Here is a 17,372-nt window from a genome sequence, read left to right on the forward strand (position 1 = left end):
GGCCACCGCCGCGTCCGGGCCCGGAAAAGCCTTGGTGCCGGGCGGGGCGGGCCGGTGAGGATGGGCGGCATGGAGACCAGCTTCCTCGCCATCGGCGAACTCACCGCCACCCCGTCCGTCGCCGTGGTCGTCGACGTGATGCGGGCCTTCACCACCGCCGCCTGGGCCTTCGCGCAGGGGGCGGAGCGGATCGTGCTGGCCGAATCGCTCGACGCGGCACTGGAGTTGAAGGCCCGTCACCCCGAGTGGGTCGCCCTGAAGGACGGGGCGCCCGCGCCCGGCTTCGACGCCGTCAACTCGCCCGGCCGGATCCGCGGCACCGACCTCGCCGGGCGCACCGTCGTGCAGAAGACCACCGCCGGGACGGTCGGCGCGCTCGCGGTGCAGGGGGCCGACCTGGTGCTCTGTGCGAGCTTCGTGGTCGCCGGGGCCACCGCCCGCGCCCTGCGGGGCCGCCCGGAGGTGACCTTCGTCGTCACCGGCGAGGACGGCCGCGCCGAGGAGGACCTCGCCTGCGCCCGGTACATCGCCCACCGCGCCACCGGCCCCGCCCCGGACCCCGCCCCCTACCTCCGGCGCGCCGCCGACTCCACCGCCGCCGCGGAACTGCTCCAGCACGTCCGCAAGGGCGTCCACGAGGACGACGTGCGGCTCTGCCTGGAGCTCGACCGCTTCCCCTTCGCGATGTCCGCCGCCCCGGAGGACGGCCTCACCGTGCTGCGCCCGTACGGGGAACGAGCCGGTCGAGGTCGACCGTGACCGCGAACGGCACGGAGCGGGTGAACGCCCCCCGGAAGATGCCGACCGGAACGTAGCTGCGGGTGGGGGCGTCGAGTTCGTAGACGTGGGCCACGGCGGCTCCGGACTCGTCCTCGATCAGCCAGTAGTGGGGGATGCCCGCCTCGGCGTACTTGCGGAGCTTCACCGTGCGGTCGCGGTGGGCGGACTCGGGCGAGACCACCTCGGCGACGAGCAGGACGTTCGCGGGGTCGTGCCAGGTGCGGTCCGGGTCGAACGGCACGGTGACGAGCAGGAGGTCGGGCTCGGGACGGGTGCGGGAGTCCAGCCGGACCGTCATTTCGCGCTCGACCTCGATGTCGGCGGGGGCCTGGGCGGTGAGGGCGTTGGTGAGCGCGGTGACGACGCGGCTGTGCCACGACCGCTGCGGGGACGTCATGAAGACGAGCGCTCCGTCGATCAGTTCCGTGTGCCGCGGCGCCTCGGGCAGGCGGTCGAGATCCTCCGCGAACCAGCCTTCCGCGCGGGGCGGGCGCATCCAGTCGGGCAGTGGGGCCATGTCTTCAACGTAGTCCGTAGACACTGTCTACTCGCTGCTGGTAGACAGTGTCCATGAGCAGCGACGAACAGACCCCCCTGCGGGAGCGCCTGGTGGACGCCGGGGTGGAGTTGGTGGTGGCGGAGGGGTCGGGGGCGGTCGGGCTACGGGAGATCGCGCGGCGGGCCGGGGTGTCGCACGGGGCGCCCCGGCGCTACTTCGCGACCCACCGGGAGCTGCTGTCGGCGGTGGCGCGCCGCGGGTTCGAGGAGCTGGCGGGGCGGTTCGCGGCAGTGCGGGGGGCGCAGCCGCGGGAGCGGCTGGCCAGGCTCGCCCGGGCGTACCTGGCGTACGCCGTCGAGCGGCGCGGGATGTACGAGTTGATGTTCCGGCACGACCTGCTGAGCAGCGACGGGCTGGCGGAGGCGGGGCCGCGGCTGCGGGAGGCGACGGTGCCGCTGTTCGGGGAGCTGGTGCGCCTGGTCGGGGAGTGCACGGGGGACGCGGAGCGGGCCCCGGTGGTGACCGCCGCGCTGTGGGCGAACCTGCACGGGCTGGCCCAGTTGCAGGGCTGGGGGAGCACGGGGCTGATGCTGGGGGAGGGGCGCGAGGAGGAACTGCTGGCGGCGGTGCTGACCGCGCACCTCGGGGCCGCGGACCTCGGGGCCGCGCAGTGAGCCGCCTCGCGCTGCCGGTGAGTGCCGGGGCGGCCGTCCTGGTGGCCCTGGACGGCACGGTGCTGCTGATGGCGCAGCCCGACATGAAGCGCGAACTCGACGCCACCGCGGCCCGGTTGCAGTGGACGAGCACCGGCTACCTGGTGGCCGTCGCGGCCCTGCTGGTGCTCGCGGGGCGGCTCGGCGACCGGTACGGCCACCGCCGGACGCTGCTGGCGGGCGTGCTGGGCTTCGGCGCGTCCTCGGCGGGCGTCGCGCTCGCGCCGACCGTCGGCTGGGTGGTCGGACTGCGGGTCGCCCAGGGCGTGTTCGGCGCGCTGCTGCAGCCGGGCACGCTCGCGCTGCTGCGGCTGTGCTGCCCGCCGGAGCGGCTGGGCCGGGCGGTCGCCGTCCGGACGGGGGCGATCGCGGTGGCGGCGGGCGCGGGTCCGCTGCTCGGCGGGGCACTGGTGGACGGGTTCGGCTGGCGCGCGGTGTTCTGGATCAACGTCCCGGTCGCCGTGCTGCTCGCCGCCATGACGCTCGCCCTGCGCCCCGCCCCGGTCGAGCCCGGCAGCCCGGTCGAGCCCGAGAGTCCGGCTGAGCCCGGGAACCCGGGAGCCCGGCCCCCGTTCGGCCTCGCGGCCGCGGTCCTGCTGGCGGCGGCGCTGGCGGTCTCGGTGCACGCGCTGTCCCGCGTCCCGGAGCGCGGCTGGGGCGGGGCGTCCGTCGAACTCGCGCTGTCCGCGGCCCTGCTGGGGGCCCTGGTGGGCCACGAGCGGCGGGCCGCGAACCCGGTGGTGCCGCGTCCGGTGGTCCGGTCGCGCCCGGTGGCGGCCTCCCTGTTCCTGCTGCTGACCGCTTCGGCCGGGCTGTTCGGCACCCTGTTCAGCACCACCTTCCGCCTCCAGGACGCCCTGCACGTCGGCCCGTCGCAGACCGCGCTGCGGATGCTCCCGCTGACCGCGCTGATGGTGCTGGGCGCCCCGGCGGCGGAACGGGCACTGCGGGCGCGGGGGCCGCGGTGGACGGCGCTGGCGGGGGTGGCGCTGCTGGTGACGGGCATCGCGGGGCTGGCCGGTCCGGGCGGCGCGGGCGCGTCGGTGGCGGCCACCGCGGTGGCCTCGGCGCTGCTGGGCGCGGGGTTCGCGGCGGTGATGGTGACGGCGACCGGCACCGTGGTCGGCGACGCCCCGCCGGGGTACGCGGGGGTGGTCGGCGGCCTGAAGCAGACCGCGATGAACGTCGGTCCGACCCTGGGCATCGCGGTCGCCGTCGGCACCGGCACCGGCACCGGAACGCCCGGCGCCCTGCCCGCCCTGGCGCTGCTCGCCGCCCTCGGCCTGCTGCCCGCCGCCGCCCTCCCGGCCGGTCGGCACCTCCGCGGGCCCGCTGTCGGCGGCGCGTGACGCCCGGCGCCGCGCAGCCCTCGCTGCGGCGCGTCACCGGGCGTCAACCGAAGGGCGGATCAGGGCAGTTCGACGACCAGGGTGCCGTCGGCGGCGGGGCTGACGAAGACGCCGGACAGGTCGTCCACGTGGTGGTCGGGCCGGTGGGCGGCGGCGCGCGGGCCGATGCCGAGCACCGGCATCCCGGCCGCCCGGGCGGCGGCGATGCCCGCCTCGGAGTCCTCCAGCACCAGGCACTCGGCGGGGGCGACGCCCAGTTCGGCGGCGGCCTTGAGGAAGCCCTCCGGGTCGGGCTTGCTGGCGCCGACGTGCTCGGCGGTGATCATCAGCGGCGGCAGCGGGACGGCGGCGGCGGCCATCCGGACCCGGGCCAGCCGGTCGTCGGCGGAGGTCACCAGGGCGTGCGGCAGACCGGCCAGCGAGGCCACCAGCCGTGCGGCGCCCGGGACTTCGACCACGCCTTCGGTGTCGGAGGACTCCTCGTCGAGCATCACCGCGTTCTCGGCGAGGTTCTGCTCCACCGGGCGGTCGGGCAGCAGCAGGCCCATGGTGAGGTGGCCCTGCCGCCCGTGCGCGACCCGCATCACCTCGTCGCCGTCCAGGCCGTTGCGCTCGGCCCAGCGGCGCCAGCAGCGTTCGACCACGGCGTCGGAGTTGACCAGGGTGCCGTCCATGTCGAGCAGGACGGCCCGGACCGGCGGGGTGAGGACGGGCATCGGGGCTCCTCGGGAGGCCTCGTACGAGTGTTTGTTCCTCAATCGTACAAAAACGTCCGCGGGCGCCCTCAGCCCACCAGGTGCGCGTTCACCGCCCGGGCCTCCGCGGCGAGTTCCGGCAGCTCGACCACCTCGGTGCCCGCGGCGGTCAGCAGTGCGGTGCCCTGGCAGTCCTCGACGAACAGGGCGGGCTCCCGCCAGGCCACCACCACCCGCGGCACCCGGGCCGCGACGATCAGCTCCGCGCAGGGGTGCGGCCGGGAGGCGCGCCGGCCGCAGGGCTCCAGGGTGGAGTAGACGGTGGCGGTGCGCAGCCGCGGGTCGCCGTCCGGGAGCTTGCCGAGCGCGGCCTCCTCGGCGTGGTTCACGGCGTCCACCTCGCGGCTGTACCCCTCGGCGAGCACCTCGCCGTCCGCGCCGACGACCACCGCGCCGACCGAGAAGGCGGTCGTGGAGGGCGGGCAGCGCTTCGACAGCTCGATCGCGCGGCGCATCCAGTGCAGGTCGCGCTCGCGGTCGTGGTCACCGGTGCTCATCGGGGGACTCCTTCGGGGCGTACCGCAGCAGGACGACGTCCCCCACGGTACGTGCCCCGAGCAGCCGCATCCGCCGGGTCGGGCCGCCGGGGTAGGCGGCGGGGGAGAGGAAGCGCGGCGCGTCGGCCTGGCCGACCAGCAGCGGGGCGACGGCCACCTGCAGCTCGTCGGCGAGGCCCTCGGCGAGGAAGCGGGTGTGCACGGCGCCGCCGCCCTCGACCATCAGCCGGCGCACCCCGCGGGCGCCCAGGTCGTCCAGCACCGCGCCCAGCGCCACCTGCGGGCCCAGGCCGACCACCTCGGTGCCGGGCGCCCCGGCCAGCGCGGCGCGCAGCGCGGGCGCGGCGGCGTCGGTGGTGTAGGCGAGCTTGGCGCCGCCGGTGTGCCAGAACCGCAGCTGCGGGTCGAGCCGCCCGCTCGCGCTCAGGGTGACCTTCAGCGGGTACGGGGGGCGCCCGGCGGCGACCCGTTCGGCGCGCCGCCCGGCCGAGTTGACCAGCAGCCGGGGGTTGTCGGCGCGCAGCGTCCCGCCGCCGACCAGGACCGCGTCGCTGTCGGCGCGCAGCGCGTCGACCCGGTCGAAGTCCTCGGCGTTGGAGAGCAGCAGCCGCTCGGGCGAGGCGTCGTCGAGGTGGCCGTCGAGCGACACCGCGGCGCTCAGCAGGACGTGGGGGCGGGGCACGGCGGGACTCCACGGGGTCGGCGGGCGGCGGGGCTCCCACCGTACGCCCGCCCGTGCGCCGCCCGGCGGCAGCGGCCGCTCAGGACGGCCGGGGCGGCACCGGCAGCGGCAGGGCGGGCAGCCCGTTGATGCTGACGCCGACGTTCTCCTTGCCCTCGCAGTACTCGCTGAACCGGTCCTCGCCCTTGCGGTCGAAGTACTCGGCGAGCAGCGTCCGGTCGGCCCGGTAGTCCATGAACGGGACGGCGAACCCGCAGGAGTCGCTGACCCGCTCGGCCCGGACCAGGACGATCGCGCGCAGCGCGGTGCCGTCCGCGGCGGGGTCGAAGCGGGCGAGCAGCTCGGCGAACCGCGGGTCGTCGCGGAACACCGGCTCGCCGTGCCCGTGCACCCGCAGCACGGTGGGCGGGCCCTCGAAGGCGCACCACATCAGGACGATCCGCCCGTTCTCCCGCAGGTGGGCGATGGTCTCGGCGTGCGAGCCGCCGAAGTCCAGGTAGGCGAGCGTCAGTTCGTCGATCACGACGAGGGTGCCGACCCGGCCCTTGGGCGACAGGTTGAGGAAGCCGTCGGCGGCCAGCGGGGCGGTGCCGACGAAGTAGACGGGCTGTTTCTCGATGAACGCGCGCAGCTTGGCATCAATGCGCTCATAGGTCTTTCCCATGCGGAGCATTCTGCTCCCGCCGACGTGGAAAAGACGAGTGATTGCTCATCAGTCTTGCGATGCGAGACGCAGGTGTCCGAAGAGTGGAACGTTTTCCTATGCTGGAGGAGCCGCCGAGGAACCGCCTTCGAGGGAGAGGGAGTCCCGCCATGCCCGCCTACACCCACGGCCACCACAACGCCGTCCTGCGCTCGCACCGCAGCCGCACCGCCGCCAACTCCGCCGCCTACCTGCTGCCCGAACTGCGCCCCGGGCAGCGGCTGCTGGACGTCGGCTGCGGTCCGGGCACGATCACCGCCGACCTGGCCGAACTGGTCGGCCCCACCGGTCGGGTGGTCGGCATCGAGCCGGTCGCCGGGGTGCTGGCCGAGGCCGCCGCCCTGGCCGCCGACCGCGGGCTGGCGAACCTGTCGTACGAGGTCGCGGACGTGTACCGGTTGCCCTACGCCGACGGCTCGTTCGACGTGGTGCACGCCCACCAGGTGCTGCAGCACCTGCCCGATCCGGTCGCCGCACTGCGCGAGATGCGCCGGGTCACCGCCCCCGGCGGGGTGATCGCGGTCCGCGACTCGGACTACGCCGCGATGGCCTGGTACCCCGAACTGCCGGAGCTGGACGAGTGGGTGGGCCTGTACCGGAAGGTCGCCCGGGCCAACGGCGGCGAGCCCGACGCCGGTCGCCGCCTGCTGGCCTGGGCCCGTGCGGCCGGGCTGGCCGACGGGCCGGGCGTCGAGGTCGTTCCCTCGTCCAGCAGTTGGACCTTCGCCACCGACGAGGAGCGCGCCTGGTGGTCGCAGAGCTGGGCCGAGCGCACGACGCGCACCAAGCTGGCCGACACCGCCCTGGCCGAGGGCCTGGCCACCCCCGCGGACCTGGAGCGGATCGCCGACGGCTGGGCCCGCTGGGGCGCCGACCCGGATGCCTGGTTCGCCGTACTGCACGGCGAACTCCTGGTACGCGTAAGCTAGTTGGGACGCCCCCGCGTTAACGAGACGTTGACCGGCCGCGTACCGCCCGGTAGCACTCACCGTCCAGCCTGGTGGCCGGACGGGCGGTCCGACCCGCCCCCCACCGGGTCGGACCGCTACCGTGTGGGCATGCACCGGGAGGAACGCCCGGCCGCCCCGCACCGGGTGATGCGCCAGGACGACAACGGCAACCGCTTCCTGCTCGCCCGCGGCCTCGACCGGGCCCGGGCCGAGGCGCTGGCGGCCGAGTTCGAGGCCCGCGGCCACAAGCAGCTGTACTGGGTCGAACCCGAGGACCCCCAGGGCCCCGAGGCCCCGGAGGGCGCCGGGGAACCCGCCGACCCCGCGTGATCCCCCGCCGCCCGGCCCGGCCCGCGTAGCGTGTGGCCCCGGAGCGGCGCACGCCGCCCCGGAGGTGGATGCCGAGGAGGACGCGTGGGCGTCGAGATCGAGCGCAAGTTCCTCGTCCCGGACGGCGCAGCCGTCCCGGACGGGCGGGAGTTCGAGGTCCGGCAGGGGTACCTGGTGCTCGGGCCGGAGGGGGCCGAGGCGCGGGTGCGCGAGCAGGGCACGGCGTGCTCGCTGACCGTCAAGCGCGGCGTCGGGCTGGTCCGCGGCGAGTGGGAGATCCCGCTGAGCGCCGAGCAGTTCGCCGAGCTGTGGCCCGCCACCGAGCACGCCCGGATCGACAAGACCCGCCGGATCGTCCCGCTCGGCCCGGACGAGGCCGTGGTCGACACCTACCACGGCCGACTGGCCGGACTGCGCACCGTGGAGGTCGAGTTCACCGACCCCGAGCGGGCCGCCGCGTTCACCCCGCCGCCCTGGTTCGGCCCCGAGGTCACCGACCGCCCCGAGTTCGGGAACCAGCGGCTGGCCGCCGCCGACGCCCCGCCCCTGCCGTAGGGTCGGGCGGGTACGACGAGCACGAGGACGGCGATGGCAGACCTGATCGACACGGTGGCGTGGGTGCGGCTGGAGGGCGGCCGGATCCTGTGCGCCCGCCCCCGCGGCAAGGACGTGTTCTACATCCCCGGCGGCAAGCGCGAGGGCACCGAGACCGACCTGCAGACCCTGGTCCGCGAGGTCGCCGAGGAGCTCACCGTCGCCATCCTCCCCGACACCGTCACCCACGTCGGCACCTACCGGGCCGAGGCCCACGCCCAGGCCCCCGGCACCCTGGTCTCGATGGCCTGCTACGCCGCCGACTACACCGGCACCCTCGCCGCCAGCAGCGAGATCGAGGAGGTCGAGTGGTTCGGCTACGCCGACCGCGACCGCGTCCCCCCGGTCGACCAGGTCCTCTTCGACGACCTGCACCGCGACGGGCTCCTGCACTAGGCACCCGGGAGACCCTCCCGCACGCCGAAACGCCCGGTCTGTACGCCAATCGGACAGACGACCCGGATGCCGGGATAGCGGCGCGGTTCCCTGGGTATGGCAGAGTTCGGCAGCATTCGTCACGATCCGTGAGCCCGCGGCGGCGCGGCGTGGCGGCGGCCCGCACCCCGGTGACCGCCGGGGGCGTCCCAGCGACGGCCGGAGGCTCCGTAGGTGGCGAAGCCGGGTGACGGCGGAGGGCGCGAGGCGTCCGGTCCGCCCGCGCGCGGGGCGCGGCGCCCCGGCGGTGCCGCGCTGCCCGCGGGCCCGGCCGGGCGGGCGGCGGCCCGGGCCCGGCTGCGCCGCGGCCGCCCCGGCCCCGGCGAGCGGCCCTCCGCACTGCCCGGCACCGCCCCCAGTGCGGGCCCGGCCCCGCAGCCGCCCACCGCGCCCGGCCCCGGCCAGTCCCCGGCCCGCGGCCGCCCCGCCCGGGCCTTCCCCGGCACGCCGGCGGCGCCCCCCGGCGCCCGCGCCGACAGCGGCCCCACCGCCCTGCACCCGAGCCGCCGCACCGAGGGCGGCAGCCTGCTGGACGTGGTCCGGGTGGCGATCGTCATCCTGGACACCTCGGGCCGGGTGGTGCTGTGGAGCCCCGCCGCCGAGGAGATGCTCGGCTGGCCCAGCGAGGTGCTGGTCGGCCGCGCCGTCGACGAGCTGATCCCCGACCCGGACCAGGTGCAGCGCACCCGCGCCGCCCTGGAGGAGACGCTGCGCCGCGGCTCCTGGCACGGCTTCACCGAACTCGCCGACCGGGACGGCCTGCCGGTCGAGGTGGAGGTCCGGCTGTCGCTGCTGGTCGACGGCGACGGCGCCCCGTACGTGCAGGCCGCGCTCACCGAGGCCGCCGCGCTGCGCGCCGTCGAACGGGACCTCGCGGTCCGCGACGCCCTGTTCGAGCAGTCCCCGCTCGGCATCGCCGTCCTCGACACCGACCTGCGCTACACCGCCGTCAACCGCACCCTCGCCGAGATGAACGGCCTGCCCGCCGAGGAGCACATCGGCCGCACCACCGGCGAGACGCTGCCCGAGCGCTCCGCCGACGAGATCACCGCCGTCCAGCGCCAGGTGCTGGCCACCGGCGAGCCCGTCATCGACGTCACGCTGGCCTCCCCGTCCACCGCCCGCTCCGGCTACCGGTCGATCTCCTACAGCCGGATGACCGACCGCTCCGGCCGCGTCCTGGGCATCTCCGGCACCGTGATGGACGTCACCGAGCGCTACCGGGCAGTGGCCAAGGTCGAGGGCGCCCGGCGTCGGCTGTCGCTGCTCAACGAGTTCGGCTCCCGGGTCGGCGACCTGCTGGACGCGTCGATGATCGCCCAGGAGCTGGCCGGCGCGGTCGTCCCGCGGCTCGCCGACTACGCCGGGGTGATCCTGCTGCAGGCCGTCGCGCACGGCGACGACCTGCCCCGGCACGGCCACGACCGGCACACCTCGCTGCTGCAGCTCGGCGTCGCCGCGATCCAGCAGGGCCCCGCCGTGGAGACCATGCTGCGGCACGGCGCCCGGGTCACCTTCGACGAGGACTCGGTCTTCGGCCGGGTGCTGCGCAGCGGCGTCCCCGAGATGCTCTCCGGCGGCAACGGCACCGAGGAGCTGTCCTTCGCGGGAGACCCCAAGGTCGAGGCCGCCCGCGAACTCGGCGTCCACTCCCGGCTGGTGGTCCCGCTGCGGGCCCGCGGCATCGTCATCGGCCTGCTGGTGGTCAGCCGGGCCGGCTACCGCGAGGGCTTCGACCGCGACGACCTCGCCTTCACCGTCGAGCTCGCCGACCGGGCCGGCAGCTCCCTCGACAACGCCCGCCTCTACGCCCGCGAGCGCACCGCCGCGCTCACCCTGCAGCGCACCCTGCTGCCCCAGCAGGTCCCGCAGCCCACCGGCGTCGAGGTCGCCTACCGGTACGTGCCCGGCTCCAGCGGCACCGAGGTCGGCGGCGACTGGTTCGACGTCATCCCGCTGCCCGACGACCGCACCGCCCTGGTGGTCGGCGACGTGATGGGCCACGGCCTGCGGGCCGCCGCCACGATGGGGCGGCTGCGCACCGCCGTCCGCGTGCTGGCCGCCCTCGACCTGGCCCCCGAGGTCGTCCTGCGGCACGTCCACGAGCTCGCCGACGACCTCGCCCAGGGCCCCGACGAGGCCCTGCTCGCCACCTGCGTCTACGCGGTCTTCGACCCGGCCCGGCGCAGCCTGACCGTCACCAAGGCCGGCCACATCCCGCCGGTCCTGGTGGTCCCCGGCGCCGACGCGGAACCGGCCCGCTCCGGCGGCCCGCTGCCCGGCGGCGCGGGCCAGGTGCTCGACCTGCCCTCCGGCGCGCCGCTCGGCGTCGGCGGGGTGCCGTTCGAGTCCATCGAGATGGAGATCCCGGACGGCAGCCTGCTCGCCCTGTGCACCGACGGGCTGGTGGAGTCCCGGGACAAGGACCTGGACGTGGGACTGGGGAGGTTGATCAGCGTGCTGGAACAGCCGTACGCCTCGATCCAGCAGGCGTGCGAGGCCGTCCTCGGCACCATGGAGCAGGGCCGCGAGCCCGACGACGTGGCCCTGCTGCTGGCCCGGCTCGGCCGCGGCCGGGCCGAGTCGCCCACCGCGGGCTGGACGCTGCCCGCCGAACCGACCGCGGTCTCCCGCGCCCGCCGCCTGGTCCGCGGCACGCTGGCCGACTGGGGCGTCGAGGAGCTCACCGACACCGCCGAACTGCTCGTCAGCGAACTGGTCACCAACGCCGTCCGGTACGCCAGCGCCCCGATCGGCGTCCGGCTCACCCTCGGCGAACTGCTCCTGGTCGAGATCTCCGACCCGCTGCCCGACCCGCCCAAGGAGCGCCACGCCGGGGCGGGCGACGAGGGCGGGCGCGGCCTCGAACTGGTGCGCAGGCTCGCCCTGCGCTGGGGCACCAGGGCCGAGGGGCTGGGCAAAGTGGTCTGGTTCGAGCTCGTGAACTCGGAGGTTCAGCTACCCGATTCGATGTTGTGACGTTGAAGGGCGTGTGCGCCCGCACCCGGATGATGAATACTCGGACATCGAATACTCGGTCTTCTCGACACCGGATGGGCGCGGGTTGGAGGGGTCGGTCCGTTGAACAGCTTCCCGGCACGGAACGTGACGCACGGCAGCGGCGGCTATGCCGCGGTGCCGGAGCAGCCGGGTGCCCCGACGACCCCCGTCCCGCTGCCGCTCGGCTGGGGACAGGGCGCCTCGGGCACCATCTACGACTACATCCGGGTCGCGACCTTCGCGATCGGCCCGGACGGGCGGATCGCCCAGTGGAGCGACCGGGCGGCCGAGTTCTTCGGCGTCCCCGCCGCCGAGGCGGTCGGCGCCGACCCGATCACCGCGTTCGTCCCGCGCGAGCTGTGGCAGCGCGGCCGGGCCCGGCTGGAGCGCATCCTGTCCGGCGAGGAGTGGGTCGGCACCGCCCCCTACCGGGACCTGTCGGGCGCCGAGAGCCTCGCCGAGGTCTACGCGATGCCCGCCAGCGCCGACGGCTCCGCCACCTGCCTGGCCGTCGACCTCGGCCGGCTGCGCGCCATCGAGACCGACCTGGCCGCCTCCGAGGCCGTGATCGGGCAGACCCCCACCGGGTTCTTCCTGTTCGACACCGACCTCAAGCTGCAGCGGGTCAACGCCGCCTTCGCGGCCGGCGTCGGCCGCAGCCCCGCCGCCCTGCAGGGCCTGGCCCCCGGCGACGTGTTCCGCCCCTCCGACGCGGACCGGCTGCTGCTCGCCCTGCGCAAGGTCCTCACCGGCCAGGAGCCCGTCCTCGACCTGCGGCTGTCCGGCCCGGTCCGGGCCGCCCGCCCCAGCGCCGGGCGCGACGAGGACCAGCGGACCTGGGCGGTCTCGCTGTACCGGCTCACCGCCGCGGGCGGCCGCCCGATCGGCGTGGCCGGGCAGGTCCAGGACGTCACCAGCCGGCACATCGCCGAACGCGAGGCCGCCGGGGTGCGCCGCAGCCTCGCCCTGCTGAACGAGGCGTCCACCCACATCGGCTCCACCCTCGACCTGGAGACCACCGCCAAGGAACTGCTCGACGTGATCGTCCCGCAGTTCTGCGACGTGGCCACCGTCGACCTGTACACCGCGCTGCTCACCGGCGACTCCGCCCCGCTCAGCGCCAACCCGGAGAGCGGCGAACTGCGCCGGGTCGCCGTCTCCAGCGTGGTCGGCAACGCCCCGTCCGTGCTCGGCAGCGAGCGCGGCGGCGTCCGGGTCGCCGAGGCGGGCGGCACGCTCTGCTACCCGCCGCGCTCCCCGCACGCCCGCGCCCTGCGCACCGGCCGCAGCGTCGTCCCGCAGCCCGGGCCCGACCCGCTGCTGCGCTCCACCCTGGTGGTGCCGCTGGTCGCCCGCGACCAGGTGCTCGGCCTGGTCCAGCTCTCCCGGGCGATCGGCAGCGAGCCGTTCGACGCCCGCGAGGTCGCGATCGCCGAGGAGCTCGTCGCCCGCGCCGCCGTCTGCGTCGACAACGCCCGGCTCTACCGCCGCGAGCACGAGCGCGCCCTGATCCTGCAGCGCAGCCTGCTGCCCCCCGGCAACCCGGCCGCCTCCGGCCTGGAGATCGCCCGCCGCTACCTGCCCAGCAACAACAACACCGAGGTCGGCGGCGACTGGTTCGACGTCATCCCGCTGCCCGGCAGCCGCACCGCCCTGGTGATCGGCGACGTGATGGGCCGCGGCCTGCGCGCCGCCGTCGCGATGGGCCAGCTGCGCACCGCCGTGCGCACCCTGGCCATGCTCGACCTCGACCCCGAGGAGGTGCTCTCCGCCCTCGACGAGATCGCCCGCGGCCTGGGCAACGACGAGGACCCGGACCGCTCCAGCGCCGAGGTCTACCTCGCCACCTGCGTCTACGCCGTGTACGACGCGGTCAAGCAGCGCTGCACCTTCGCCAACGCCGGGCACCTCCCGCCCGTCCTGCTCACCCCCGGCCAGGGCGCCCGCACCATCACCGTGCCGCCGGGCCTGCCGCTCGGCGTCGGCGGCGAGCCCTTCGAGGAGGTCACCGTCGACCTGCCCGAGGGCGCCGTGCTGGCCCTCTACACCGACGGCCTGGTGGAGTCCCGCAAGCACCAGCTCGACGAGGGCATCGACGCCTTCCGGGCCGCCCTGGCCGCCGGGTCCGAGCGGATCGAGGAGCTCTGCGACCAGGTCCTGGACGAGCTCAACCCGCACCACGGCGAGGACGACATCGCCCTGCTGATGGCCAAGGTCAAGGGCCTTCCCCGGGGCTCGGTCGGCGACTGGCGGCTGCCCCCCGAGCCGACCTCGGTGGCCAAGGCCCGCGAGGCCGCCTGCGGCTGGCTGCTGGAACGCGGCCTGGACGAACTCGTCGACACCTCCGAGCTGCTGGTCAGCGAGCTGGTCACCAACGCGCTGCGGCACGGCCGCGGCGAGATCCGGCTGCGCCTGCTGCGCGACAAGACCATGGTCTGCGAGGTCTGGGACGACGGCTACGCCCAGCCGCGCCAGCGCCGCGCCCAGGAGACCGACGAGGGCGGCCGCGGCCTGCAGCTCGTCTCCCTGCTGGCCGAGCGCTGGGGCAGCCGCCGCACCCCCAAGGGCAAGATCGTCTGGTTCGAGCTGGCGCTCTAGTCCAGCACCACGGCCGCGGCCCGGCGCTCCACCAGGGCGGTCCGGGCCAGGCCGGGCAGCACCCCGTGGGCCCGGGCCAGGGCCCGGCGGGCCTCCTCCGGCCGCCCGGCGGCCTGCAGCGCGGCCGCCAGCGAGCAGGCGGCGTCCGCCGCGCCCCACGCGTCCAGGGCCCGCCGCGCGGCCGGGGCGGCGCACTTCACGGCCTGCTCCCAATCCCCGCGCAGCCGGTGCAGGTCGGCCCGGACCGCCGCGCCCGGTCGGCGGTCGCCGACCGCGTCGACCGCCGCGGCCAGCCGCGGCAGGTACTCGGCGGGCGGCAGCAGCCCCGCGTCGGCGGCGCACACCAGCGCCTCGGCACGCACCAGGTCGGCGAGCCAGCCGACCCGGGCCACCGGCGCGGCGACGGTGATCCGCTCGGCCCGCTCCAGGGCGGCGGCCCACTCGCCGGTCGCCAGCAGCACCCGCACCCGGAACAGGCCGTCGGTCAGGGTGCCGTTCCCCGGTTCGGCGGCCAGCGCGGCGGCGGCCTCGCCGATCCGCCCGCCCTCCAGCGCCCGGGCGGCCACCGCCTGGCCCGGGGTCGCGTACACCTGGGCCAGCACCGCGGGGGAGGCCAGGGGCATCCGCAGCACCACCCAGCCCGGGCAGCCCGGGAAGGCGGCCTGGACGGCCAGTTCCAGCAGGGGGGCCGCCAGCATCAGGCCGAACGGCTGCCAGCCGCCCTCGCCGGTCGCCAGCAGCCAGACCCCCAGGACCGGCGCGGGCAGGTAGGCGGCCGTCACCGCCGTCCAGGCCCGCCACCGCGGGCCGGGGGTGAGCTGGTAGCTGCCGGCCAGGAACGGCAGCGGCACGGTGCGCAGCACCAGCGGGCACCGGCCCAACCGCACGGTGCGGACCCGGCGGCCCGCGCCGACCAGGTACAGGGTCGGCGCCAGACCGGCGGGGCGGGCCAGCACCGCCAGCCCGAGCTGGGTCAGCAGGTTGCCGGTGACCGCCCCGCCGAAGATCGCGAGCAGGCCGACGTGCAGCGGCGGCACCGACACCCGGGAGAGCAGCGGTTGGGTCAGGAACACCCCGGCGAACACCGCGAGGAGCACCAGGAGACGGGTCTTCTTCTTCACCGGCGTAGCTTCCCGACCCCGTGGTGCGTACGGGAAGGACCGAGACGCACTTGTGATCTCCACCGCCCCGCAGCCGCCCGTTTCGGCTCCATTGGGCCCTTCCCCGTACGATGGGAAGAAGCCGAGGCATGTGCCGTGCCCGGCGGGTGGACCGGTGAATGCTGACGCGGGCCGGGCACCGTGACCCACGATTCCGGGAGAATCAGCGCCGCATGCCCACGCGCAACGACATTCGTAACGTCGCCATCGTCGCCCACGTCGACCACGGCAAGACCACCCTGGTCGACGCCATGCTGAAGCAGGCCGGCGCCTTCGCCGCCCACCAGCAGCTCGACGACCGGATGATGGACTCGAACGACCTGGAGCGCGAGAAGGGCATCACCATTCTCGCGAAGAACACCGCGGTCAAGTACCACCCCAAGGACGGTGGCGCGCCGATCACCATCAACATCATCGACACCCCCGGCCACGCCGACTTCGGCGGCGAGGTCGAGCGCGGCCTGTCGATGGTGGACGCGGTCGTCCTGCTGGTCGACGCCTCCGAGGGCCCGCTGCCGCAGACCCGCTTCGTGCTGCGCAAGGCGCTCACCGCCCGGCTGCCCGTCATCCTGTGCATCAACAAGACCGACCGCCCGGACGCCCGGATCGACGAGGTCATCAACGAGACCTACGACCTGTTCCTGGACCTGGACGCGGACGAGGACCAGATCGAGTTCCCGATCGTCTACGCCTGCGCCCGTGACGGCGTGGCCTCGCTGACCAAGCCGGAGAACGGCACCGTGCCGGCCGACTCCAGCAACCTGGAGCCGTTCTTCTCCACCATCCTGGAGCACGTCCCGGCCCCGACCTACGACGAGGACGCCCCGCTGCAGGCGCACGTCACCAACCTGGACGCCGACAACTTCCTCGGCCGCATCGCGCTGCTCCGGGTCGAGCAGGGCGAGCTGCGCAAGGGCCAGACGGTGGCCTGGATCAAGCGCGACGGCTCGATCCAGAACGTCCGGATCTCCGAGCTGCTGATGACCGAGGCGCTCACCCGCAAGCCCGCCGAGGTGGCCGGCCCCGGTGACATCTGCGCCGTCGCGGGCATCTCCGAGATCATGATCGGCGAGACCCTCGCGGACACCGAGAACCCGATCGCGCTGCCGCTGATCACCGTCGACGAGCCCGCGATCTCGATGACCATCGGCACCAACACCTCGCCGCTGGTCGGCAAGGGCGGCTCCGGCAAGGGCGCGGACGCCAAGTCCGGCGCCAAGGTGGACCGCAAGGTGACGGCCCGCCAGGTGAAGGACCGCCTGGACCGCGAGCTGATCGGCAACGTCTCGCTGCGCGTGCTGGAGACCGAGCGCCCGGACGCCTGGGAGGTGCAGGGCCGCGGCGAGCTGGCGCTGGCCATCCTGATCGAGACCATGCGCCGCGAGGGCTTCGAGCTGACCGTCGGCAAGCCGCAGGTGGTCACCCGCGAGATCAACGGCAAGACCCACGAGCCGGTCGAGCGCCTCACCGTGGACGTCCCCGAGGAGCACATGGGCGCCGTCACGCAGCTCATGGGCGTCCGCAAGGGCCGGATGGACAACATGTCCAACCACGGCTCGGGCTGGGTCCGGATGGAGTTCGTGGTGCCCTCCCGCGGTCTGATCGGCTTCCGCACCGAGTTCCTCACCAGCACCCGCGGCACCGGCATCGCGCACTCGATCCACGAGGGCTACGAGCCGTGGTTCGGCACCCTGACCACCCGCAACAACGGCTCCCTGGTCGCCGACCGGGCCGGTGTGGTCACCGCCTTCGCGATGACCAACCTGCAGGAGCGCGGCGTGCTGTTCACCGACCCCGGCACCGAGGTGTACGAGGGCATGATCGTCGGCGAGAACTCCCGCTCCGACGACATGGACGTGAACATCACCAAGGAGAAGAAGCTCACCAACATGCGGTCCTCGACCGCCGACGTGGCCGAGTCCATCGTGCCGCCGCGCAAGCTCTCGCTGGAGCAGTCGCTGGAGTTCTGCCGCGAGGACGAGTGCATCGAGGTGACCCCGGAGACCGTGCGCATCCGCAAGGTCGTCCTGGACGCCAAGGAGCGCGGCCGCACCGCCTCGCGCGCCAAGAAGGGCTGACGCCCGCGGTTCCACCCCGTTCGGCCGACCGGCCGGCGTCCTCGCGGACGTCGGCCGGTCGCGTTTTCGGTGACGTTGCGTCACGGGCACCCGAGGGCGGGGCGTTCGTTAATCGGACGTCACGGATCGTCATCCGTGACAACTGTCCGTTTCGCCCATGTCTGAGTATGTCTTGAATGTCCGTTTTCCGGGATTCATCCATCGTTCATGTGACCAAATTGAAATCCGGAATGGTCATTTCCGTATCCG

Annotated in this window: 16 protein-coding genes; 10 read left to right on the top strand and 6 right to left on the bottom strand. The window is 74.9% G+C overall.

All coding sequences use genetic code 11. The annotated features are described in order from the left end of the window. The first annotated feature begins 69 nt into the window (after window positions 1–69). On the top strand, window positions 70–759 hold the full coding sequence (locus QSK52_RS06235; protein ID WP_285734496.1) for a 2-phosphosulfolactate phosphatase: 690 nt from the start codon (window positions 70–72) through the stop codon (window positions 757–759). Here QSK52_RS06235 and QSK52_RS06240 read toward each other — a convergent pair. After that, complete coding sequence (locus tag QSK52_RS06240) at window positions 710–1,297, bottom strand: Uma2 family endonuclease (protein WP_285734498.1); 588 nt, start codon at window positions 1,295–1,297, stop codon at window positions 710–712. The genes QSK52_RS06235 and QSK52_RS06240 overlap by 50 nt on opposite strands. Window positions 1,298–1,350: 53 nt before the next feature. Here QSK52_RS06240 and QSK52_RS06245 point away from each other — a divergent pair, with 53 nt between their 5' ends. Both QSK52_RS06245 and QSK52_RS06250 read left to right on the top strand, forming a co-directional pair. Further along, a complete protein-coding gene (locus tag QSK52_RS06245) occupies window positions 1,351–1,953 on the top strand; it encodes a TetR/AcrR family transcriptional regulator (protein WP_285734500.1) in 603 nt (200 codons plus the stop codon). Next, the gene (locus QSK52_RS06250) at window positions 1,950–3,341 is read left to right on the top strand and encodes an MFS transporter (protein WP_285734502.1); all 1,392 of its coding nucleotides are present in this window, start codon (window positions 1,950–1,952) and stop codon (window positions 3,339–3,341) included. The genes QSK52_RS06245 and QSK52_RS06250 overlap by 4 nt, the downstream gene beginning before the upstream one ends. A gap of 59 nt (window positions 3,342–3,400) precedes the next feature. Here the strand turns inward: QSK52_RS06250 and QSK52_RS06255 are convergent, their stop codons facing one another. The 4 genes from QSK52_RS06255 to QSK52_RS06265 all read right to left on the bottom strand — a co-directional run bounded on the left by QSK52_RS06255 (window position 3,401) and on the right by QSK52_RS06265 (window position 5,939). Continuing rightward, window positions 3,401–4,057: an HAD-IA family hydrolase gene (locus QSK52_RS06255; protein ID WP_285734504.1), complete on the bottom strand. Its 657-nt coding sequence runs from the start codon at window positions 4,055–4,057 to the stop codon at window positions 3,401–3,403. 68 nt (window positions 4,058–4,125) lie between these two features. Beyond that, window positions 4,126–4,593 carry a deaminase gene (locus tag QSK52_RS39430; protein WP_352230271.1) on the bottom strand — a complete coding sequence of 156 codons (468 nt, stop codon included), beginning with the start codon at window positions 4,591–4,593 and terminating at the stop codon, window positions 4,126–4,128. Continuing rightward, window positions 4,580–5,275 carry a RibD family protein gene (locus QSK52_RS39435; RefSeq protein ID WP_352230272.1) on the bottom strand — a complete coding sequence of 232 codons (696 nt, stop codon included), beginning with the start codon at window positions 5,273–5,275 and terminating at the stop codon, window positions 4,580–4,582. The genes QSK52_RS39430 and QSK52_RS39435 overlap by 14 nt, the downstream gene beginning before the upstream one ends. 79 nt (window positions 5,276–5,354) lie before the next feature. Then, window positions 5,355–5,939 (bottom strand): pyridoxamine 5'-phosphate oxidase family protein, encoded by a 585-nt coding sequence (locus QSK52_RS06265; RefSeq protein ID WP_285734507.1) that lies wholly within the window; start codon window positions 5,937–5,939, stop codon window positions 5,355–5,357. A gap of 149 nt (window positions 5,940–6,088) precedes the next feature. Between QSK52_RS06265 and QSK52_RS06270 the strand changes: the two genes are divergently transcribed. The 6 genes from QSK52_RS06270 to QSK52_RS06295 all read left to right on the top strand — a co-directional run bounded on the left by QSK52_RS06270 (window position 6,089) and on the right by QSK52_RS06295 (window position 13,885). Further along, on the top strand, window positions 6,089–6,907 hold the full coding sequence (locus QSK52_RS06270) for a methyltransferase domain-containing protein (RefSeq protein WP_285734509.1): 819 nt from the start codon (window positions 6,089–6,091) through the stop codon (window positions 6,905–6,907). Between the two features lie 129 nt (window positions 6,908–7,036). After that, a complete protein-coding gene (locus tag QSK52_RS06275) occupies window positions 7,037–7,258 on the top strand; it encodes an SPOR domain-containing protein (RefSeq protein WP_285734511.1) in 222 nt (73 codons plus the stop codon). 84 nt (window positions 7,259–7,342) lie between these two features. Next, the gene (locus QSK52_RS06280; RefSeq protein ID WP_285734512.1) at window positions 7,343–7,813 is read left to right on the top strand and encodes an adenylate cyclase; all 471 of its coding nucleotides are present in this window, start codon (window positions 7,343–7,345) and stop codon (window positions 7,811–7,813) included. Window positions 7,814–7,846: 33 nt separating this feature from the next. Then, the gene (locus QSK52_RS06285; protein WP_285734515.1) at window positions 7,847–8,248 is read left to right on the top strand and encodes an NUDIX hydrolase; all 402 of its coding nucleotides are present in this window, start codon (window positions 7,847–7,849) and stop codon (window positions 8,246–8,248) included. A gap of 213 nt (window positions 8,249–8,461) precedes the next feature. Beyond that, the gene (locus QSK52_RS06290; RefSeq protein ID WP_285734517.1) at window positions 8,462–11,266 is read left to right on the top strand and encodes a SpoIIE family protein phosphatase; all 2,805 of its coding nucleotides are present in this window, start codon (window positions 8,462–8,464) and stop codon (window positions 11,264–11,266) included. A gap of 156 nt (window positions 11,267–11,422) precedes the next feature. Next, window positions 11,423–13,885 (top strand): SpoIIE family protein phosphatase, encoded by a 2,463-nt coding sequence (locus tag QSK52_RS06295; RefSeq protein WP_435053185.1) that lies wholly within the window; start codon window positions 11,423–11,425, stop codon window positions 13,883–13,885. Here QSK52_RS06295 and QSK52_RS06300 read toward each other — a convergent pair. Further along, window positions 13,882–15,006: a hypothetical protein gene (locus QSK52_RS06300; RefSeq protein WP_285734520.1), complete on the bottom strand. Its 1,125-nt coding sequence runs from the start codon at window positions 15,004–15,006 to the stop codon at window positions 13,882–13,884. The two genes, QSK52_RS06295 and QSK52_RS06300, sit on opposite strands and share 4 nt — an antisense overlap. A 212-nt stretch (window positions 15,007–15,218) precedes the next feature. On the opposite strand from QSK52_RS06300, the gene typA reads away from it, so the two are divergent. Beyond that, a complete protein-coding gene (typA, locus tag QSK52_RS06305; protein WP_285734523.1) occupies window positions 15,219–17,123 on the top strand; it encodes a translational GTPase TypA in 1,905 nt (634 codons plus the stop codon). The last annotated feature ends 249 nt before the right edge of the window (window positions 17,124–17,372 follow it).

The sequence above is a fragment of the Kitasatospora phosalacinea genome, assembly GCF_030268885.1.
Classification (GTDB): domain Bacteria; phylum Actinomycetota; class Actinomycetes; order Streptomycetales; family Streptomycetaceae; genus Kitasatospora; species Kitasatospora phosalacinea_C.